The sequence below is a fragment of the Streptomyces sp. NPDC018964 genome (genome assembly GCF_044390325.1).
Taxonomy (GTDB): domain Bacteria; phylum Actinomycetota; class Actinomycetes; order Streptomycetales; family Streptomycetaceae; genus Streptomyces.
In genome coordinates this window covers 1-18,243 of sequence record NZ_JBIRYZ010000033.1, presented here as the reverse complement: position 1 = coordinate 18,243, position 18,243 = coordinate 1, and the positions used below count along the sequence as shown (strand labels likewise).

At 73.3% G+C, this 18,243-nt stretch carries 16 protein-coding genes; 12 read left to right on the top strand and 4 right to left on the bottom strand.

From position 1 onward, the window contains the following. Nucleotides 1–220: 220 nt before the first annotated feature. Complete coding sequence (locus ACH5AO_RS34235) at nucleotides 221–1,957, top strand: hypothetical protein (RefSeq protein ID WP_398931596.1); 1,737 nt, start codon at nucleotides 221–223, stop codon at nucleotides 1,955–1,957. A gap of 49 nt (nucleotides 1,958–2,006) precedes the next feature. On the opposite strand, the gene ACH5AO_RS34230 is transcribed toward ACH5AO_RS34235, so the two are convergent. Further along, the gene (locus ACH5AO_RS34230; RefSeq protein WP_398931706.1) at nucleotides 2,007–2,789 is read right to left on the bottom strand and encodes a hypothetical protein; all 783 of its coding nucleotides are present in this window, start codon (nucleotides 2,787–2,789) and stop codon (nucleotides 2,007–2,009) included. A gap of 184 nt (nucleotides 2,790–2,973) precedes the next feature. Here ACH5AO_RS34230 and ACH5AO_RS34225 point away from each other — a divergent pair, with 184 nt between their 5' ends. From ACH5AO_RS34225 to ilvD, 4 genes are all read left to right on the top strand, one after another. Continuing rightward, nucleotides 2,974–3,915 (top strand): Ppx/GppA family phosphatase, encoded by a 942-nt coding sequence (locus ACH5AO_RS34225; RefSeq protein WP_398931594.1) that lies wholly within the window; start codon nucleotides 2,974–2,976, stop codon nucleotides 3,913–3,915. 72 nt (nucleotides 3,916–3,987) lie between these two features. Then, on the top strand, nucleotides 3,988–4,827 hold the full coding sequence (locus ACH5AO_RS34220; protein WP_398931592.1) for a sugar phosphate isomerase/epimerase family protein: 840 nt from the start codon (nucleotides 3,988–3,990) through the stop codon (nucleotides 4,825–4,827). Further along, nucleotides 4,824–5,591, top strand: a complete 768-nt coding sequence (locus ACH5AO_RS34215) for a TetR family transcriptional regulator (RefSeq protein ID WP_398931589.1) — start codon at nucleotides 4,824–4,826, stop codon at nucleotides 5,589–5,591. Before ACH5AO_RS34220 ends, ACH5AO_RS34215 begins: the two co-directional genes overlap by 4 nt. Nucleotides 5,592–5,702: 111 nt before the next feature. Further along, nucleotides 5,703–7,556, top strand: a complete 1,854-nt coding sequence (gene ilvD / locus ACH5AO_RS34210; RefSeq protein ID WP_398931587.1) for a dihydroxy-acid dehydratase — start codon at nucleotides 5,703–5,705, stop codon at nucleotides 7,554–7,556. A gap of 184 nt (nucleotides 7,557–7,740) precedes the next feature. Here ilvD and ACH5AO_RS34205 read toward each other — a convergent pair whose 3' ends face one another. After that, on the bottom strand, nucleotides 7,741–9,870 hold the full coding sequence (locus ACH5AO_RS34205; protein WP_398931585.1) for a serine/threonine-protein kinase: 2,130 nt from the start codon (nucleotides 9,868–9,870) through the stop codon (nucleotides 7,741–7,743). 182 nt (nucleotides 9,871–10,052) lie between these two features. On the opposite strand from ACH5AO_RS34205, the gene ACH5AO_RS34200 reads away from it, so the two are divergent. The 6 genes from ACH5AO_RS34200 (at nucleotide 10,053) to proC (ending at nucleotide 15,023) form a co-directional block, all read left to right on the top strand. Next, entirely contained in the window at nucleotides 10,053–10,370 is a 318-nt protein-coding gene (locus ACH5AO_RS34200; protein ID WP_398931583.1) for an SH3 domain-containing protein, read from the top strand. A gap of 441 nt (nucleotides 10,371–10,811) precedes the next feature. Beyond that, complete coding sequence (locus ACH5AO_RS34195; RefSeq protein WP_398931581.1) at nucleotides 10,812–11,348, top strand: EamA/RhaT family transporter; 537 nt, start codon at nucleotides 10,812–10,814, stop codon at nucleotides 11,346–11,348. A 227-nt stretch (nucleotides 11,349–11,575) separates the two neighbouring features. Then, nucleotides 11,576–12,358 (top strand): class I SAM-dependent methyltransferase, encoded by a 783-nt coding sequence (locus ACH5AO_RS34190; RefSeq protein WP_398931579.1) that lies wholly within the window; start codon nucleotides 11,576–11,578, stop codon nucleotides 12,356–12,358. A gap of 32 nt (nucleotides 12,359–12,390) precedes the next feature. After that, nucleotides 12,391–13,182 carry an ABC transporter ATP-binding protein gene (locus ACH5AO_RS34185; protein ID WP_398931577.1) on the top strand — a complete coding sequence of 264 codons (792 nt, stop codon included), beginning with the start codon at nucleotides 12,391–12,393 and terminating at the stop codon, nucleotides 13,180–13,182. Beyond that, entirely contained in the window at nucleotides 13,179–13,955 is a 777-nt protein-coding gene (locus ACH5AO_RS34180; RefSeq protein ID WP_398931575.1) for an ABC transporter permease, read from the top strand. Before ACH5AO_RS34185 ends, ACH5AO_RS34180 begins: the two co-directional genes overlap by 4 nt. A gap of 255 nt (nucleotides 13,956–14,210) precedes the next feature. Further along, on the top strand, nucleotides 14,211–15,023 hold the full coding sequence (gene proC, locus ACH5AO_RS34175) for a pyrroline-5-carboxylate reductase (RefSeq protein ID WP_398931573.1): 813 nt from the start codon (nucleotides 14,211–14,213) through the stop codon (nucleotides 15,021–15,023). Between the two features lie 28 nt (nucleotides 15,024–15,051). Here proC and ACH5AO_RS34170 read toward each other — a convergent pair whose 3' ends face one another. After that, entirely contained in the window at nucleotides 15,052–15,636 is a 585-nt protein-coding gene (locus ACH5AO_RS34170; RefSeq protein ID WP_398931571.1) for a cysteine hydrolase family protein, read from the bottom strand. A 75-nt stretch (nucleotides 15,637–15,711) separates the two neighbouring features. Here ACH5AO_RS34170 and ACH5AO_RS34165 point away from each other — a divergent pair, with 75 nt between their 5' ends. Continuing rightward, entirely contained in the window at nucleotides 15,712–16,716 is a 1,005-nt protein-coding gene (locus ACH5AO_RS34165; protein ID WP_398931569.1) for a GlxA family transcriptional regulator, read from the top strand. Here the strand turns inward: ACH5AO_RS34165 and trpS are convergent. Continuing rightward, the gene (trpS, locus tag ACH5AO_RS34160; RefSeq protein ID WP_398931566.1) at nucleotides 16,647–17,681 is read right to left on the bottom strand and encodes a tryptophan--tRNA ligase; all 1,035 of its coding nucleotides are present in this window, start codon (nucleotides 17,679–17,681) and stop codon (nucleotides 16,647–16,649) included. The two genes, ACH5AO_RS34165 and trpS, sit on opposite strands and share 70 nt — an antisense overlap. Nucleotides 17,682–18,243 lie beyond the last annotated feature (562 nt).

The window sequence follows — 18,243 nt, the reverse complement described above, 5'->3', positions numbered from 1 at the left end:
CCCCGGTCCCTCCGGGGGCCCGGAAGCCCGTCCGGGGCCCTGGGGGAGTCCGGGGGGCGAGGCCGTCCGGGCCGGAACGGGGTCCGCGGCGGCGGCCCGGGGAGCCGGCGAACGGGAAGCGAAAGGTTCCTGTCTCCGATAGAGGGATCGTTTCACCCGTACGGATTAAAAGTGCGCAGGGCTCCCGAAGGTGCCGCCCCGCGCCGCCTACGGTCGCCGGATGACGAGCAGCGGCCCGGAGACCTCGACCCGCACGAGCGGACCCCACCGGACGCACCGGGAAGTGCGCGACCGCGGGGCCGCGCGCACGCTGGCCCAGCGGCCGGCCACCCGCTACGAGTCCGAACTGGACGGCCTGTTCACCTACTGCCTGTCCGTGCTGTGCGACCACGACGCGGCGACCGCCGCCCTGGCCGACGTCCTCGTGCTCGCGGAACGCCGCGGGCGGCACCTCCCCGAGGAACTCGGGAGCCACAGGGCCTGGCTGTACGCCCTGGCCCGCTGGGCGTGTCTGCGCGAGCTGGCCGAGGCCGGGCGGGAACGCCGGGGCACCCGCGCGGGGGGCCGCCCCGGCCGGCGGCGGGCGGCCGGGGCCGCCACCGTCCCGCCCGTCTCCGAGGACGTCCGGCGGCAGCGCCGCCGCGAACTGGCCGAGCTGGCCTGGCCGGAGGCCGCCGGCACCACGCCCGAGCAGCGCGAGGCGCTCGAACTCGCCGTGCGCCACCACCTCGCCGCCCACGAGGTCGCCGCCGTGCTCGGCATGCAGCCGACCACCGCGCGCGAACTGCTCGCCGCCGCGGCCTGCGAGGTGGAACGCACCCGCGCGGCGCTCGCCGTCGTCGAGGCCGGTGCCTGTCCGGGCGTGGCGCACCTCACCGGCGACCGGCAGTTCGTGCTCAGCGCGACCCTGCGCCGCGAGCTCGTCCGGCACGTCGACGACTGCCCGCGCTGCCGCCGCACCGCCGGACGGGCCGTTCCCGGCCGCTGGCCCGGCACCAGCGTCACGCCGGACGCGCTGCCCCTCGTCCCGGCGCCCGGAGCGGCCCTGCACGCCGCCATGGCGCACCACCCGCGCGTGCGCGGCGGCGGGCCCCGCTTCGACCGGCGCGGTTTCCCGATGAACCCCAAGGACCGCGTCGCCCGGCGGGACCGGCTGCGTGCGCGTGCCGTCACGACGACGGTCGTCGCCACCGTCGTCGCCGCCCCGGTGTTCGCCCTGTGGGCCGCCTACCGGAGCACCCCGGTGGGCGAGGCCCAGGACGGCCGTACGGCCTTCGCGCGGGAGGACGGCGGCACCCTCGATCTCGAGGGCGAGGGGGCGGGCGGCTACGAGAGCGCCGGCAACGCGAGCACCCGGCCCGGCATCCGATTCGGTGAGGACGGCGAGCCGGACGTGTCCGTGGAGGTCGTGAGCGTCGCCGGAGCCGAGCGCGAGGACGCCGCCGCGCTGGACGTCAGGGCCGGCCACAGCGGCGACACCACGCTGATCACCCTGACCGCGACGGGCTCCGAACCGGTCCGCTGGTCCGTGTGGACGGGAGCGTCCTGGCTCTATCCGAGCAGGTCGTCGGGCACGCTCGCGCCCGGCGAGTCGGTGACGGTCAGGGTGTACGTCGACCAGCTGCGCGAGCCCTCCGGCCACTGGAGCGCGACCGTGGCGATCTCACCCGCCGGTTCCGCCGTGACCATCGACGGCCACGGCCCCGCACCGTCCACCCCGGGCGGCGGCCCGCCCTCCGGCCGTCCCGGCGGCCCGGGCACCGCGCACCCCGGCACACCGAGCGGCCCGCCCGCGTCGTCGCCCGGCCCGGAGCGGGAGCCCACGGCACCGGCGCCCTCGCAGCCCGCTCCGGAGGACCCGCCGTCCTCACCCGGCCCGGACCCCACGACGGGCGGCCCCACCCCCTCCGACCCGGTGACGACCGGCCCCGAGGAGTCGGCGCCGCCCACCGGGTGAGGCGCCCCGAGCCCGGTCCCGCCCGCCCGGTCCCGCCCGTCCGGGGACGTCAGGCGGGGTCCGCCGGATGCGGGGCCAGCAGGGGCAGCCGCGAGGCCAGCCGCTCCTCGCACAGCTCGGCCAGACGGTCGTAGCCCGCCTTGCCCATCAGCTCGGTCAGCTCCGCGCGGTAGGAGACGTACACCGGGTCCCCGGCGCCGTGCGCCGAGGTGGCCGAGGTGCACCACCAGTGCAGGTCGTGGCCGCCGGGGCCCCAGCCCCGGCGGTCGTACTCACCGATCGACACCTGCAGCACGCGCGTGTCGTCGGGCCGGTCGATCCAGTCGTAGGTCCGCCGGACGGGCAGCTGCCAGCACACGTCCGGCTTGGTCTCCAGCGGCTCCCGGCCCTCCCTCAGGGCGAGGATGTGCAGCGAGCAGCCCATGCCGCCCGCGAAGCCCGGCCGGTTCTGGAAGATGCACGAGCCCTGGAACGGACGGGTCTGACGGTCGCCGTCCTCGTCCTCGGAGACCCAGCCGTTCCGCGTGCCCTCCGCGTGGTGCTGCCAGATGTCCGGTGTGAGCCTCGCCACGTGCTCGGCGACCCGCTTCTCGTCGTCCTCGTCCGAGAAGTGCGCGCCCAGGGTGCAGCAGCCGTCGTCCGCGCGGCCCGCCTGGATGCCCTGGCAGCCGCTGCCGAAGACGCAGTTCCAGCGAGAGGTCAGCCAGGTCAGATCGCAGCGGAAGACCTGCTCGTCGTCGGCCGGATCGGGAAACTCCACCCACGCGCGGGCGAAGTCGAGCCCCTTCTCGTCGTCCACCGGCGCCGGTCCCGGCGCCCGCGGTGCTGTCATCCGCGAAGAACCCTCGGCCGGTCCGGCCTCCTTGTTCTTCCTGGCCTTCTTGTCCGTCTTGTCGTCCTTCGCCTTTTTCGTCTTTGGCACCCGTCCAGGGTAAGTCGCCCACGCCCCCGCCGGGACCGGCCCGGTCACCGCGGGCAGGGCATCACACCGCGCGGCGGGCAGTAGCGTTCGGTGCATGAGACTCGGTGTCCTCGACGTGGGTTCGAACACGGTGCACCTGCTGGTGGTGGACGCGCACCCCGGCGCGCGCCCGCTGCCCGCGCACTCGCACAAGGCGGAACTGCGCCTCGCCCAGCTCCTCGACGCCGACGGGGCCATCGGCGCCGACGGGATCGACCGGCTGGTCGCGGTCGTCCACGACGCGCTCCGGGCGGCCGAGGACAAGGGCGTCGAGGAACTGCTGCCGTTCGCGACCTCCGCGGTGCGCGACGCGTACAACGCCGACGACGTGCTCACGCGCGTGTGCGAGGAGACCGGGGTCGAACTGCAGGTGCTCAGCGGCGACGAGGAGGCCCGGCTCACCTTCCTCGCCGCCCGCCGCTGGTTCGGCTGGTCGGCCGGGAAACTCCTCGTCATCGACATCGGCGGCGGCTCCCTGGAGATCGCCTACGGCATGGACGAGGAGCCCGACGCCACGGCGTCCCTGCCGCTCGGCGCCGGCCGGCTCACCGCCGCCCGGCTGCCCGGCGACCCGCCCGAGCCGGACGACGTGCGCGCGCTGCGCCGCCACGTCCGCACCGAGATAGCCCGCACGGTCGGGGAGTTCAGCCGCTTCGGCGCACCCGACCACGTGGTGGCCACCTCCAAGACCTTCAGGCAGCTCGCCCGCATCGCCGGCGCCCCCGGCTCCGCCGAGGGCCTGTACGTCCAGCGCGAGCTGAAACGGGAGTCCCTGGAGGCCTGGGTGCCCAGGCTTGCCGCTATGGCCGCCGCCGAGCGCGCCGAACTGCCCGGCGTCTCCGAGGCCCGCGCGGGCCAGCTGGTCGCCGGGGCCCTGGTCGCGGAGGGCGCCATGGACCTGTTCCGCGTGGAACGCCTGGAGATCTGCCCCTGGGCCCTGCGGGAGGGCGTGATACTCCGCAGACTGGATCACCTGGGCCAGGGACGGAGGCCCTGAGCCCATGACAAACACCACAACGGCGAACGGGCACCCCGCACCCACCCGGCCCCACCCCGTAATCTGAGGCTCGTGGCAGAACCAAGGGACGTAGTCCGCATCCCGGATGCGAAGGTCGCCCTGTCGACGGCCTCCGTCTACCCGGAGTCGACGGCGACGGCCTTCGAGATGGCCGCACGCCTCGGGTACGACGGCGTCGAGGTCATGGTGTGGACCGATCCGGTCAGCCAGGACATCGAGGCGCTGCGCAGACTCAGCGACTACCACCGCATCCCCGTCCTGGCCGTCCACGCGCCCTGCCTGCTCATCACGCAGCGCGTGTGGTCCACCGACCCCTGGACCAAGCTCCAGCGCGCCCGGGCCGCCGCCGAGAAGCTGGGCGCCGGCACGGTCGTCGTCCATCCCCCCTTCCGCTGGCAGCGGCAGTACGCCCGCGACTTCGTGGAGGGCGTCTGGCGGATGGCCGGCGAGACGGACGTGCGGTTCGCGGTGGAGAACATGTACCCCTGGCGCTACCGCGACCGCGAGATGCTCGCGTACGCCCCCGACTGGGACGTCACCAAAGAGGACTACCGCCACTTCACGATCGACCTCAGCCACGCCTCGACCGCCCGCACCGACGCCCTGCAGATGATCGACCGCATGGGCGACCGCCTCGGCCACGTCCACCTCGCCGACGGCAAGGGCTCCGCCAAGGACGAGCACCTGGTGCCCGGCCGCGGCGACCAGCCCTGCGCCGAGGTGCTGGAGGGCCTCGCGTCGCGCGGCTTCGACGGCCATGTCGTCATCGAGGTCAACACCCGCCGGGCCATGTCGAGCGCGGAGCGCGAGGCCGACCTGGCCGAGGCGCTGGCGTTCACCCGTCGGCACCTGTCCTCCGCCGCCTCCGCCATCGAGGTGCCACGGCGATGACCGGCCGCACCGCGAGCGACGGCCCGGACGTCTCCGCGCGGGACGACTCCTCCGCGCGGGACGGTGCTTCCGCGTGGGACGGCGCCTCCACGCACAGCGACGACGCCTCCGCGCGGGACGCCGTTTCCGCGCGCAGCGACGGCACCCTCACGCGGAGCACCGGCACCGGCACCGCCCGGCGCCGCGGCCGTCCGCCCCGTACGGAATCGGCCGGCACCCGGGACCGCATCCTCGACGCGGCCCGCGAGGAGTTCTCCGCGCGGGGGTACGAGAGGACGTCCGTCCGGGGCATCGCCAAGTCGGCCGGGGTCGACTCCGCGCTGGTGCACCACTACTTCGGCACCAAGGAGCAGGTGTTCGAGGCAGCCGTGGAGGTCGCCTTCGCGCCGGCGTTCACCGTGCGGGACACGATCCTCGACGGTCCCGTCGAGGAGGCCGGCGAGCGGATGACCCGCATGATCATCGGCCTCTGGGAGAGCCCGGTCACCCGGGCCCCGCTGCTCGCGATCGTCCGCTCCGCCGTGAACAACGAGATCGCGGCCGGTGTCTTCCGCCGCCTGATCGCCGGCCAGCTGCTGCGCCGGATCGCCGGGCGGCTCGACGTCCCCGACCCGGAGCTGCGCGCCGAGCTCGCCGCCGCGCAGCTGGTCGGGATCGCGATGCTCCGGTACGTGATCAAGGTGGAGCCGCTGGCCTCGGCGGACGCCGAGCAGATCGTCGAGCGGGTGGCACCGGTGGTGCAGGGGCACCTCACCGGGCGCTGACACCCCTCCGGAGCGAGACACCTGTCCCGAAATCCGGACACCTCGTCCCGCCCTCTGGATGACCGGCGTACGCTCGACGACAGTCATAACTCTCCGAAGGAGCGAGCGACGATGCCCGAGCTGAGGTCCCGCACAGTCACCCACGGCCGCAACATGGCGGGCGCCCGCGCCCTTATGCGCGCCTCCGGTGTACCGGGTGCGGACATCGGCCGCAAGCCGATCATCGCGGTCGCCAACAGCTTCACGGAGTTCGTCCCCGGCCACACCCACCTGGCCCCGGTCGGCCGGATCGTCAGCGAGGCGGTCACCGCGGCCGGCGGCATCCCGCGCGAGTTCAACACCATCGCCGTCGACGACGGCATCGCGATGGGCCACGGCGGCATGCTGTACTCCCTGCCCTCCCGCGACCTGATCGCGGACAGCGTGGAGTACATGGTGGAGGCGCACCGCGCGGACGCCCTGATCTGCATCTCCAACTGCGACAAGATCACCCCGGGCATGCTCAACGCGGCCCTGCGGCTGAACATCCCCACGGTCTTCGTCTCCGGCGGTCCGATGGAGTCCGGCCGTGCCACCCTGGTCGACGGCACGGTGCGCACGCTGGACCTGGTCGACGCGATGTCGGAGGCGGTCAACGAGAAGATCTCCGACGCGGACATCCTCCGCATCGAGGAGAACGCCTGCCCGACCTGCGGCTCCTGTTCCGGCATGTTCACCGCCAACTCGATGAACTGCCTCACCGAGGCGATCGGCCTCTCCCTCCCCGGCAACGGTTCGGTCCTGGCCACCCACACCGCCCGCAAGGCGCTCTACGAGAACGCCGCCCGCACGGTCCTGGACCTGACCCGCCGCTACTACGAGCAGGACGACGACTCGGTCCTGCCCCGCAGCATCGCCACCCCCGCCGCCTTCGAGAACGCCATGGCGCTCGACATCGCCATGGGCGGGTCCACCAACACGATCCTGCACCTGCTGGCCGCCGCCCAGGAGGCGGAGGTGCCGTACGGCCTCACCGAGATGGACGCCCTCTCGCGCCGCGTCCCCTGCCTGGCCAAGGTCGCGCCCAACGTCGCCAAGGACCGCACGTACTACATGGAGGACGTGCACCGCGCGGGAGGCATCCCCGCCCTCCTCGGCGAGCTGCACCGCGCGGGCCTGCTCAACGAGGACGTCCACTCCGTCCACAGCCCGTCCCTGGCCGACTGGCTGAAGACCTGGGACATCCGCGGCGGCTCCCCGTCGCAGGAGGCCGTGGAGCTGTGGCACGCGGCCCCCGGCTGCGTCCGCTCCGCCGAGGCCTTCTCCCAGTCCGAGCGCTGGGAGACCCTCGACGAGGACGCCGAGGGCGGCTGCATCCGCTCCGTCGAGCACGCGTACTCCGAGGACGGCGGCCTGGCGGTGCTGCGCGGCAACCTCGCCGTCGACGGCTGCGTGGTGAAGACGGCCGGCGTCGACGAGTCCATCTGGACCTTCGAGGGCCCGGCGGTCGTCTGCGAGTCGCAGGAGGAGGCCGTCGAGAAGATCCTCACCCAGCAGGTCAAGGAGGGCGACGTCGTCGTCATCCGCTACGAGGGCCCCAAGGGCGGCCCCGGCATGCAGGAGATGCTCTACCCGACGTCGTACCTGAAGGGCCGCGGCCTCGGAAAGGCCTGCGCCCTGATCACCGACGGCCGCTTCTCCGGCGGCACGTCCGGCCTGTCCATCGGCCACGCCTCCCCGGAGGCGGCCTCGGGCGGCACCATCGCCCTGGTCGAGGACGGCGACCGCATCCGCATCGACATCCCGAACCGCTCGATCGAGCTGCTGGTCGACGACGCGGAACTGACCCGCCGCGAGCAGGCCCTGAACGGCCGGTACGCTCCGAAGAACCGCGACCGCAAGGTCTCCGCCGCCCTGAAGGCGTACGCGGCGATGGCGACCAGCGCGGACAAGGGCGCGGTGCGGGACGTCAGCAAGCTGGGCTGAGCCCCACCGGGCCGTGAGCAGGGCAGGGCCGCTTCCGCACCGCGGGGGCGGCCCTCGCCGTCGGCGGGGCACCGGACCCCACCCGCCCACGGCGGACACGGTCCCGGCGGACGCGGACGGGCCGTCCGTGCCCGGCGTCCCCTGTGCCGGCCCCCCGTTCCCGGTCGGCCGGCCGCCCGGAAGCTCACCAGGCGGCCGGGTCGTCCCCCGACACGCCGAACACGGTGCCGTCGGGCGCGCCGGCGTAGACGTGACCGTCCGCGAGCACCGGCGTGGGCAGCGAGTCGGGGACCCGGTCGGCGTCGGTGCCGAGCCGCGGCCGGGTCTGCCCGAGGAGTTCCCCCGTGCGGGCGTCGACGCCCAGCAGCCGCCCGTCGGGAGCGGTGACGTACACGTGCCGTCCGTCGGAGACGGGCTCCGAGCCCCGGCTCACGCCCGTCTCCAGCCGCCACCGCTGCCTGCCCGCCGCCATGTCGACGGCCGCCAGCGAGCCGCCCGCGCCCATGAGGTACACGGTGTCCCCGTGCACGCCGACCTCCGCCTGCGCGACGGGCACGGGCAGCGTCACCCGGTGGGTGTCCCCGGTGCCGGGCGTGTAGCGGAGCACGGCCTTCGCGTCCCCGTAGGCGGCGCCCTCGACGATGAGGTACACGTCCCCGTCCGCCGCTCCCACCGGCGTCAGCGTCCCCTCCAGTTCCGCGTCCCACCGCACGTCACCCGTCGCCGGATCCACCGAGGTGACCCGGGTCCTGTTCCCGTCCCCGGACGGACTCGCCGCGTACGCCGACGATCCGCCCGCCCCGCCCGTCTCCTCCGGCTCCACGGCGAACGAGGAGAAGTACGGCACGGCCTGCCCCGGAATCCGGTGGGACCACATGGTCTCGCCGGAGGCACTGTCCACGCCCGTGACCGTCCCGTCGGAGCGGGTCAGCAGGAGCATGTCGCCGACCGCCCGCACCCCGTCGTACTCGGGCGGGTCCTCCTGCCACACCGGCTCGCCCGTGGCCGGATCGAGCGCCTCCAGGCCGCCGACCAGGTCGAGGGAGGGCTGGACGAGGCCGCCCGACAGGACCGGCGGTTCGCTCCGCGTCGTCCCGTCGACGTCGTGCCGCCACAAGGTGCGGCCGTCGGCCGGATCGAGGGCGAAGACCCGGCCGGGCAACGCGCACAGCAGTTTCTCCGCCCCGTACGAGCACTGGGGCATGCCGCCGGCCTCCGGGGCGGGCACCGCCTCCCACACGCCGAAGCCGCCAGACGCGCTCCGCGCGGCGGTGGTCTTCCGCGCCGGTTCCGCACCGCCGAACACCTGCACCGAGGCGAGCCCGCCGAGCACGGCGAGGCAGAGCACCCCGGCCACCAGGACCGTCCTCCTGCCGAGGCGCCGCGCGGACCGCTTCGCGGGCGCGTCCGCCAGGGGCTCCGGCGCGGCCTCCTCCGGCGCCTCCCGCGTCCGCTGCGCCGGTACGAACACCTGCGTGTCGTACGCCGCCGACACCGACCGCAGCTCCCGCATCAGCTCGTCCGGCGTGGGCCGGTCGTCGGGCTCCTTGGCGAGACACCGCAGCACCAGCGGCGCGAGCGACTCCGGTACGCCGGTCAGGTCGGGCTCGTCGTGCACGACCTGGTAGGCGACGACGTACGGGCTGTCGGAGTCGAACGGACCACGCCCCGTCGTCGCGTGCACCATGAGCGACCCGAGCGCGAACACGTCGGCCGCGGGGCCCACCTCCCGGGGCCGCCGGAACTGCTCGGGCGCCATGAACGGCGGCGTGCCGATCAACTTCCCCGTCTCGGTGCGCAGTTCGCTGTCCTTCGGCCGGGAGATGCCGAAGTCGATGACCTTCGGCCCGTCCTCGGCGAGCAGCACGTTGCTCGGCTTCAGATCCCGGTGCACGACCCCGACCCGGTGGATGTCGCGCAGCGCCTCCGCGAGCCCGGCCATCAGCCGACGCGACTGGTCCGGGTCCATGGGCCCGTTCCGTTTCACTTCCTCGGAGAGCGTCGGACCCGGGATGTACAGGGTGGCCATCCACGGCCGCCCGCCCTCCGGATCGGCGTCGACGACCGGCGCCGTGAAGGCCCCGCTCACCCGCCGCGCCGCGGCCACCTCCTGCCGGAACCGCCCCCTGAACTCGGGATCCATGGCGTACCGGGCGTGTACGACCTTCACCGCGACCCGCATCCCGGAGGTGCTCCGGGCCAGATGCACGACCCCCATGCCGCCCGAGCCCAGACAGGATTCCAGACGGTAGTGACCGGCATATTCCGGAAGTTCCGCTTCCGCGCTCGCTCCGGCGTTCCGCTGCGACGCCATGGAACCACCCCCGTGTTGTTCTTCCGCGCGCGCGATACTCGGAGCCTAGTCGATGGCGGCTGGGGGACCGAGGCGGCGTGCCAGCCTCACGCACGAATGACGAACTGGTGTTTCATTATGGGTTCCAGGGGAATCAACGTGACCCCACGACAGTCGTGGGGTGCAACGGGGGAGGTTTTCTCATGTCTGTCGACCAGACCCGGGACATCGCGGGCGGGGACGAGACGGCGACGGTGACGGCGGCCGCGGCCGCCCGCTCCTACCCGGTCGCTCCGGGCTACCGGCTCAACGTCCGCAGCGGCCCCGGCACCAACTACTCCGTCGTCCGGGTCCTGCCCGAGGGCGCCGAGGTCCGGATCAGCTGCCAGGCACCGGGCACGCAGGTGTCGGGCCCGTACGGCACCTCCAACATCTGGGACAACATCGGCAGCGGCCAGTACGTCTCCGACGCCTACGTGCGCACCGGCAGCGACGGGTACGTGGCCCCGCGTTGCGGGTGACGTTCCTTCTCCGGGGAGGCACCGGCCGGGAGAGCCGAGCACGGGCTCACCGGCCGGCGTCCCCGGGGAGCGCGAGCATCACGACCAGGTCCTCGCTCCGGGGAGTCCACGGCCTTCGCCGAGGAGCCGTCGGGAGAACCGCGAAGGGCGCAACGGAACCGACGGGGGCCAAGAGCACCTGCAACAGCGGTGAGGGCGGCGATCGTGCCGAGGCGGCCGCCTCCTCCCGCACGGTCGGTGTGGAGGGACGCCAAGGACGTCGCCCGCCCCGTCCCGGGCCGGCCGTCGGCAGGAACGCCTGGGGTCTCTTCGCCGGACGCGCCGTCGAAGGGACCCGCTGAGCCGACGCCGTACGACCGTGTCCCGGGACTCCGCCCGGAGCTCCGGGACACGGCCGTGCACGACCGGCCCGCGGTGGGGCCGACGGGGGAGGGGGCCCGGATGCGCACCCGGGGGAGGAGTCACAATCGACCCGTGAGCGCAGCAGAGAACGACCCGAACGGCACCCCGGCCACCCCCACCGGCCCTCGGCCCGAGCCCATCCGCTTCTTCGGCACGACCTGGGTCGACCACTCCGGCGGCTACACCGCCCGCCGCATCGGCGTCGCCGTCGGCTCCCTCGCCGCCGCGGCAGCCGCCTGCCTCGTCCTGCGCATCGCCTACGACGGGCTCCGGATCGCCGACGTCGGCAGCTTCGTCTCCCTGCTCATGGTCGTGATGTTCGCGATCTGCAGCTCGCTCGCCTTCCGCCACACCTGGTCCGCCTTCACCACCCGCCCCGACCCCGACCGCCAGGCCTCCCTGCGCGGCCTGCTGGCCATCGGCTTCGTCGGCTCGCTCCTCGCCTACTTCTTCCGCACCTTCACCGAGGCCCCGGGCGAGAAGCTCCACCGCGCGGAGTACGACAAGGCCCGCGCGGAGTACGAGAAGCGCACCACCCGCCGCTCGGGCAACCCGTCGAAGAAGCGCCGCCGCTAGGGGCTGCCCGACGGGCCGGCCGCACGACGGAACCCGGTGACTTCCGGGCGGGTACCGCGCCGCCGGGAACCACCGCCCCCGGAAGCCTTCCCGGTCCCGAGAGCCCGGTGGCTCACCGGGCGGCCCCCGGCCCGCACCGACAACCGTGCCGTCGGCAAAAGGCCCGGCAGCCGCCCGTACCACCGGAAACCACCTGCGCGCCGAAGCCACCCGGCCACCATGGCCGTATGACGACACCCGGGGCCGACCGCCTCACCCGAGCCCACTCCTTCAACGCCGCCGCAGCCCGGTACGCCGCCAACCGCCCCTCCTACCCGTCCGCCCTCTTCGACACGATCGAGGAGCTGACCGGCCGCCCCCTGGCCGGTTCCCGGGTCGTGGACGTCGGCGCCGGTACGGGCATGGCGGCCGCCCGTCTGCACGCGCGCGGCGCCGACGTGATCGCCGTCGAGCCCGGTGACGGCATGGCGGCCGAGTTCCGCCGCACCCTCCCCGACGTGCCGCTCGTCCGGGGCGACGGCAACGCCCTCCCCCTCGCCGGCCACAGCGCCGACCTCCTCACCTACGCCCAGGCCTGGCACTGGACCGACCCGGCCCGCGCCGTCCCGGAGGCGGTACGGGTCCTGCGGCCGGGCGGGGCGCTCGCCCTGTGGTGGAACATTGACGCGCTCGACGTGCCCTGGATCGCCGAGGAAGCCGAACGCACCGCACGCCACTTCGGCGTGAACCTCGCCGCCGAACGGCGCGACACCAACGCCCGAGCCGCCGACCCCACCGGCCTCCTGCGCTTCACCCGCCGGGAGATCCGCTGGAGCCGCCGCGTCCCGGTCGACACCCACCTGGCCAACCTCGCCAGCCACTCGGTCCTCCTCGTCCACGCCGACCGCGCCGCCGCCTTCCTCGCCGAGCAGCGCGAGTACCTCACCGCCGCCTTCCCCGACGGCACCGTCGAGGAGACCTACGACGTCGTCCTCCTCCTCGCCATCACGCCCCCGATCCCGACGGCTTGACGCCTCCCGACCCCGGGAGGAGTATTCATCACATGATGAATTACTCCTCCCGCCCACCGGAGGAACCGGCCGTCCACGCCCGGGACCTCACCGTCGTCCGAGGCACCCGCACCGTCCTGCACGGCCTCGACTTCACCGTCCCGCGCGGTCAGATCACCGGCCTCCTCGGCCCCTCCGGCTGCGGCAAGTCGACCCTGATGCGGGCCGTCGTCGGCACCCAGGCCAAGGTCATCGGCACCCTGGACGTCCTCGGCCACCCCGCCGGCCACCCCACCCTGCGCACCCGCGTCGGCTACGTCACCCAGGCCCCGTCCGTCTACGACGACCTGACCGTCCGCCAGAACCTCGACTACTTCGCCGCGATCCTCGACCCCGGCCGGGCGGCCGCCGACCGCCGCCACGAGAACGTCACCCGCGCCATCGCCGACGTCGACCTCACCACCCACGCCGACGCCCTCGCCGGCAACCTCTCCGGCGGCCAGCGCAGCCGCGTCTCCCTCGCCGTGGCCCTCCTCGGCAGCCCCGAACTCCTCGTCCTCGACGAACCCACCGTCGGCCTCGACCCCGTCCTCCGCCGCGACCTGTGGCAGCTCTTCCACACCCTCGCCACCGAACGCGGCGCCACCCTCCTGATCTCCTCCCACGTCATGGACGAGGCCGAACGCTGCCACCGCCTCCTGCTCATGCGCGCCGGCGAGATCCTCGCCGACGACACCCCCGACGCCCTGCGCACCCGCACCGGCTCCGACACCGTCGAGGACGCCTTCCTCCGCCTGGTCGACGAGGCGACCGCGGCAGGCCGTACGAAGGAGACGACCCGATGAGCACGACCACCCCCGCCCCCGCCCCGGCGCGCGCCCTCAACGCCTCCCGCACCACCGCCACCGCCGCCCGGGTCCTGCGCCAGCTCCGCCACGACCCGCGCACCATCGCGCTGCTGCTCCTCATCCCCTGCGTGATGCTGTTCCTGCTCCGCTACGTCTTCGACGGCAGCGCACGCACCTTCGACGGCATCGGCGCGTCGCTCCTCGGCATCTTCCCGCTGATCACGATGTTCCTGGTCACCTCGATCGCCACCCTGCGCGAACGCACCTCCGGCACCCTCGAACGACTCCTCGCCCTGCCGCTGGGCAAGGGCGACCTGATCGCCGGCTACGCCCTCGCCTTCGGCACCCTCGCGATCGTCCAGTCCGCCCTCGCCACGGGCCTCGCCGTCTGGTTCCTCGGCCTCGACGTCACCGGCAGCCCTTGGCTGCTCCTCCTGGTCGCCCTGCTCGACGCCCTCCTCGGCACGGCCCTCGGCCTCTTCGTCTCGGCCTTCGCGGCCTCCGAGTTCCAGGCGGTCCAGTTCATGCCGGCGGTGATCTTCCCCCAGCTCCTCCTCTGCGGCCTCTTCACCCCGCGCGAGAACATGCACCCGGCCCTGGAGGCCCTCTCCGACGTCCTCCCCATGTCCTACGCCGTCGACGGCATGAACGAGGTCCTGAAGCACACCGACATGACCGCGGCCTTCGTCCGCGACACGGCGATCGTCGCGGGCTGCGCCCTGCTGGTCCTGACCCTGGGCGCGGCGACGCTGAAACGCCGGACGGCATGAACAGCCCGTCCGGCGTTTGAGGACGAGGCCCGTCAAGGGCCGAAAGGGGGTCCGGGGGCACAGCCCCCGGGGGCGATGGGGGTGCCTCCCGCTCGAGCGAAGCCGAGAGCGGGGGAGGAAAGGGGCGGCGGGGGCGAAAAACTCACGACGACACCCCACCGCCGACATCCCGCCCACCGGACACCCCACCCCCACCCGCCCCCGGGATGCGAGGATGCCCACAGGACGACGCACCCCCGGAGGGCACCCCCAGCCATGACCCAGAAAGTCGCAGTCCTCGGCACCGGCAAAATCGGCGAAGCCCTGCTCAGCGGAGTGATCCGCGCCGGCTGGGCCCCCACCGACCTCCTCGTCACCACCCGCCGCCAGGAACGGGCCGACGAACTCCGCACCCGCTACGGAGTCACCCCGGTCTCCAACCAGGAAGCCGCCAAGACCGCCGACACCCTGATCCTCACGGTCAAACCGCAGGACATGGGCACCCTCCTCGACGAACTCGCCCCCCACGTCCCCGCCGACCGCCTGGTCATCAGCGGCGCGGCCGGCATCCCCACCGCCTTCTTCGAGGAACGCCTCGCCACCGGCACCCCGGTCGTCCGCGTCATGACCAACACCCCCGCCCTCGTCGACGAGGCCATGTCGGTCATCTCCGCCGGAAGCCACGCCACCGCCGACCACCTCGCCCACGCCGAGGAGATCTTCGGCGCCGTCGGCAAGACCCTCCGCGTCCCCGAGTCCCAGCAGGACGCCTGCACCGCCCTCTCCGGCTCCGGCCCGGCGTACTTCTTCTACCTCGTCGAGGCCATGACCGACGCCGGCATCCTGCTCGGCCTGCCCCGCGACAAGGCCCACGACCTGATCGTCCAGTCCGCGATCGGCGCCGCGACGATGCTCCGCGACAGCGGCGAACACCCGGTGAAGCTCCGCGAGAACGTGACCTCCCCCGCCGGCACCACCATCAACGCCATCCGCGAACTCGAGAACCACGGCGTACGGGCCGCCCTCATCGCCGCCCTCGAAGCCGCCCGCGACCGCAGCCGCGAACTCGCGAGCGGCACCAAGGACTGACGGCCGGCCCGAGCCCCCGCGCGGGGGCTCACTTCGCCGCGGTCAGGACGTCCTCCGTCGTCACCACCGTCGCGAACCCGCCCCCGTGCAGCGACACCGCCGACGCACGCGCCAGCTCGTCCGCGCTCTGCCGCCAGCCGAAGGGCCCCTCCAGGTCGAAGGTGTACGTCGCGTCGAACGCGACCACCACCTCGTATCCGAGGTTCCCGCCCATCCGCGCCGTCGTCTCGACGCACATGTTCGTCTGGATCCCGGCCAGCACGACCTGCGAGATCCCCGCCTCCCGGAGCCAGGCGCCCAGGTCGGGCGTCCCGAGGAACGCCGAGTTCACACTCTTGGTGACCAGCAGCTCGGCCCCGCTTCCCTTCCCGCGCCGCCGCTCCACGTACTCCTTGAACCCGTTGCCCTCGTACCCGGTCCGCAACGGCGACCCGGGCTTGACCGAGTCGTGCCGCACGAAGACGACCGGCCGACCGGTCGACTGCCATACGTCGACGAGGGCGGCGATGTTGTCGTCCGCGGCCGGGTTGTTCCGCGGCCCCCAGAAGTCGACCTCCTCGAAGCCCTTCTGCACGTCCACGACCACCAGTGCTGCGTTCTGCGCGATGTCCATGCCCACGATCGTGCCGCCCGGCAGCACCGGCTCCCAGAGGTCCGAAAGTCAGCGGTCGATGGTTTACTGCCACCCATGGCAGCCCCCTACCGCGTGGCCCTGGTCGCCTTCCCCGGCATCCGCGCCTTCGACGTCTCCGTCATCACCGAGGTCTGGGGCCCCGACCGCACCGACCGCGGCGCCCCCGCCTTCGACCTGCACCGCACCGCCACCGACACCACCCCCGTCCCCATGCGCGGCGGCCTCACCCTCCTCCCCGACCGCCCCCTCACCTGGCTGACCGACGCCGACCTGATCGTCGTCCCCGGCCTCGACGACCACCTCACCCCCGCACCACCCCCGGTCCTCGACGCCCTCCGCCAGGCCCACGCACGCGGCACCACCATCGCCGCCCTCTGCGGCGGCGCCTTCACCCTCGCCCAGGCCGGACTCCTCGACGGCCGTCGCGCCATCACCCACTGGAACCTGATCGACCTCTTCCGCGCACACCACCCCCACGTCACCGTCGTCCCCGACGCCCTGTTCATCGAGGACGGCAACATCTGGACCGCGGCCGGCACCGCCGCCGGCATCGACCTCTGCCTCCACCTCATCCGCCTCGCCCACGGAGCCGAGGCCGCCGCCACCATCGCCCGCTCCATGGTCACGGCCCCCTTCCGCACCGGCACCCAGGCACAGTTCATCGAGCACCCCACCCCGCGCGCCGACCGCGACGCCGACGCCCTCGCCGCCGTACGCGAGCACGCCCTGCGCCATCTCCACGAACCGCTCACGGTCACCGACCTGGCCGCCCACGCCGGCATGTCCCCGCGCACCTTCGCCCGCCACTTCACCGCGGCCACCGGCACCACCCCGCTGCGCTGGCTCCTCGACCAGCGCATCGCCGCGGCCCAGCGCCTCCTGGAACGCACCGACCTCCCCATGCCCGAGGTCGCCCGCCGCGCGGGCTTCGGCAGCGAGGTCACCATGCGCCAGCACTTCGCATCGCGCCTCGCCACCAGCCCCCGCGCCTACCGGGCCGCGTTCAGCACGGGCACCCCGGTGTCCGAACCCGCCGGCAACAAGCCGATCGCCCGATAAGCGGCATCAACGGTCGGCCGGGCCATGCCCCGCGCCCGCTCCGCACCGTCCCGCAGCACCCCCTCCACATAACCGGGATCCGCGCACAACTCCTGGTGCCTCTCCCGCACGGGCCTCAGCACCTCGACCACGGCCTCCGCCGCATCCCTCTTCAAAGCGCCGTACGACTCGTACGCACCGGCCAACGCCTCCGGGTCCCCGCCCGAGCACGCGGCGAGGATCTCCAGCAGGTTCGCCACCCCCGGCCGCGCCTCCCTGTCGTACACGACGTCCCGCCCGCTGTCGGTCACCGCCCGCATGACCTTCTTCCGCGCCACGTCCGGCTCGTCCAGCAGATAGACGATCCCCGGCCCCGTGTCGTCGCTCTTGCCCATCTTCGACAGGGGGTCCTGCAGATTCATCACCCGCGCAGCCACCGACGGATTCGTCGCCCGCGGCACCACGAACGTGTACCCGTACCGCTGGTTGAACCGCACCGCGAGATCCCGCGCCAGCTCCACGTGCTGCGTCTGGTCGTGCCCGACCGGCACCTCGTCCGTCCCGTACGCCAGGATGTCGGCCGCCATCAGCACCGGATACGTCAGCAGTGACAGCCGCACGCTCCCGCCCCGCCGCTGTTCCCGCGCGGCCTTCTCCTTGTACTGGATCATCCGCCGCATCTCGCCGTCCGCGGCCACGCACTCCAGCAGATACGACAGCCGCGCGTGCTCGTCCACGTGGCTCTGCACGAACACCGTGCACAGCGCAGGGTCCAGCCCGGACGCCAGCAGCAGCGTCGCCGCCTGCCGGCTCAGCCTGCGCACCCGCGCGGGATCGTGGTGCACGGTCAGCGCGTGCAGATCGACGACGCAGAACAACGCGTCCGCCTGGTGCTGGTCGACCGCGGCCCACTGCCGCATGGCTCCCAGGTAGTTCCCCAGCGTCAGGTGTCCGGTCGGCTTGATCCCACTGAAGACCCGTGTCATCTCTTCTCTTCTCCGTCTCCGGTCCGGGGCCGCCGTCCCCGGCCGGCCGCCCCTCGGAGTCCTGGAGGGAGAAACAGAAACGGCCGCCGAGGCGGCGGCCGTCGAGTGCGCACGTAAGGGGGCGGCCGCCGTCAGGCGGCCCACCAGAACTGGCTGTACGTACGCGTCGTCATGCGGACCACAGTACGCCCGGAGGGTGGGACGAGGCAGCGAGTTGACACACCCCGGCCGGATCCGTACTGTTCTCCGAGTTGTCCGACGTGAGCGCCGACTCCGGTCGGTCCCCGGACAGCCATTCCGCGAGTACCACCACTGTTCGAGACAGCAGTCTGTCTGCTGTCGCGTCCTTGCGTGCGTATTCGCGAAATGAGGAATCCGCGCCCGAAAGGGAGCAGATCCCCGATTAGGTCGGGGAACAGGAATCCGCTAAAGTCTCACTCGTCGGAACGGCCCAACGGCCGCGAAGGCAACCCGCTCTGACCGGGAATCAGGCCCGAAAGGATCTGATAGAGTCGGAACCGCCGGAAAGGGAAACGCGGAAGCGGAACCCCGGAAAGCACCG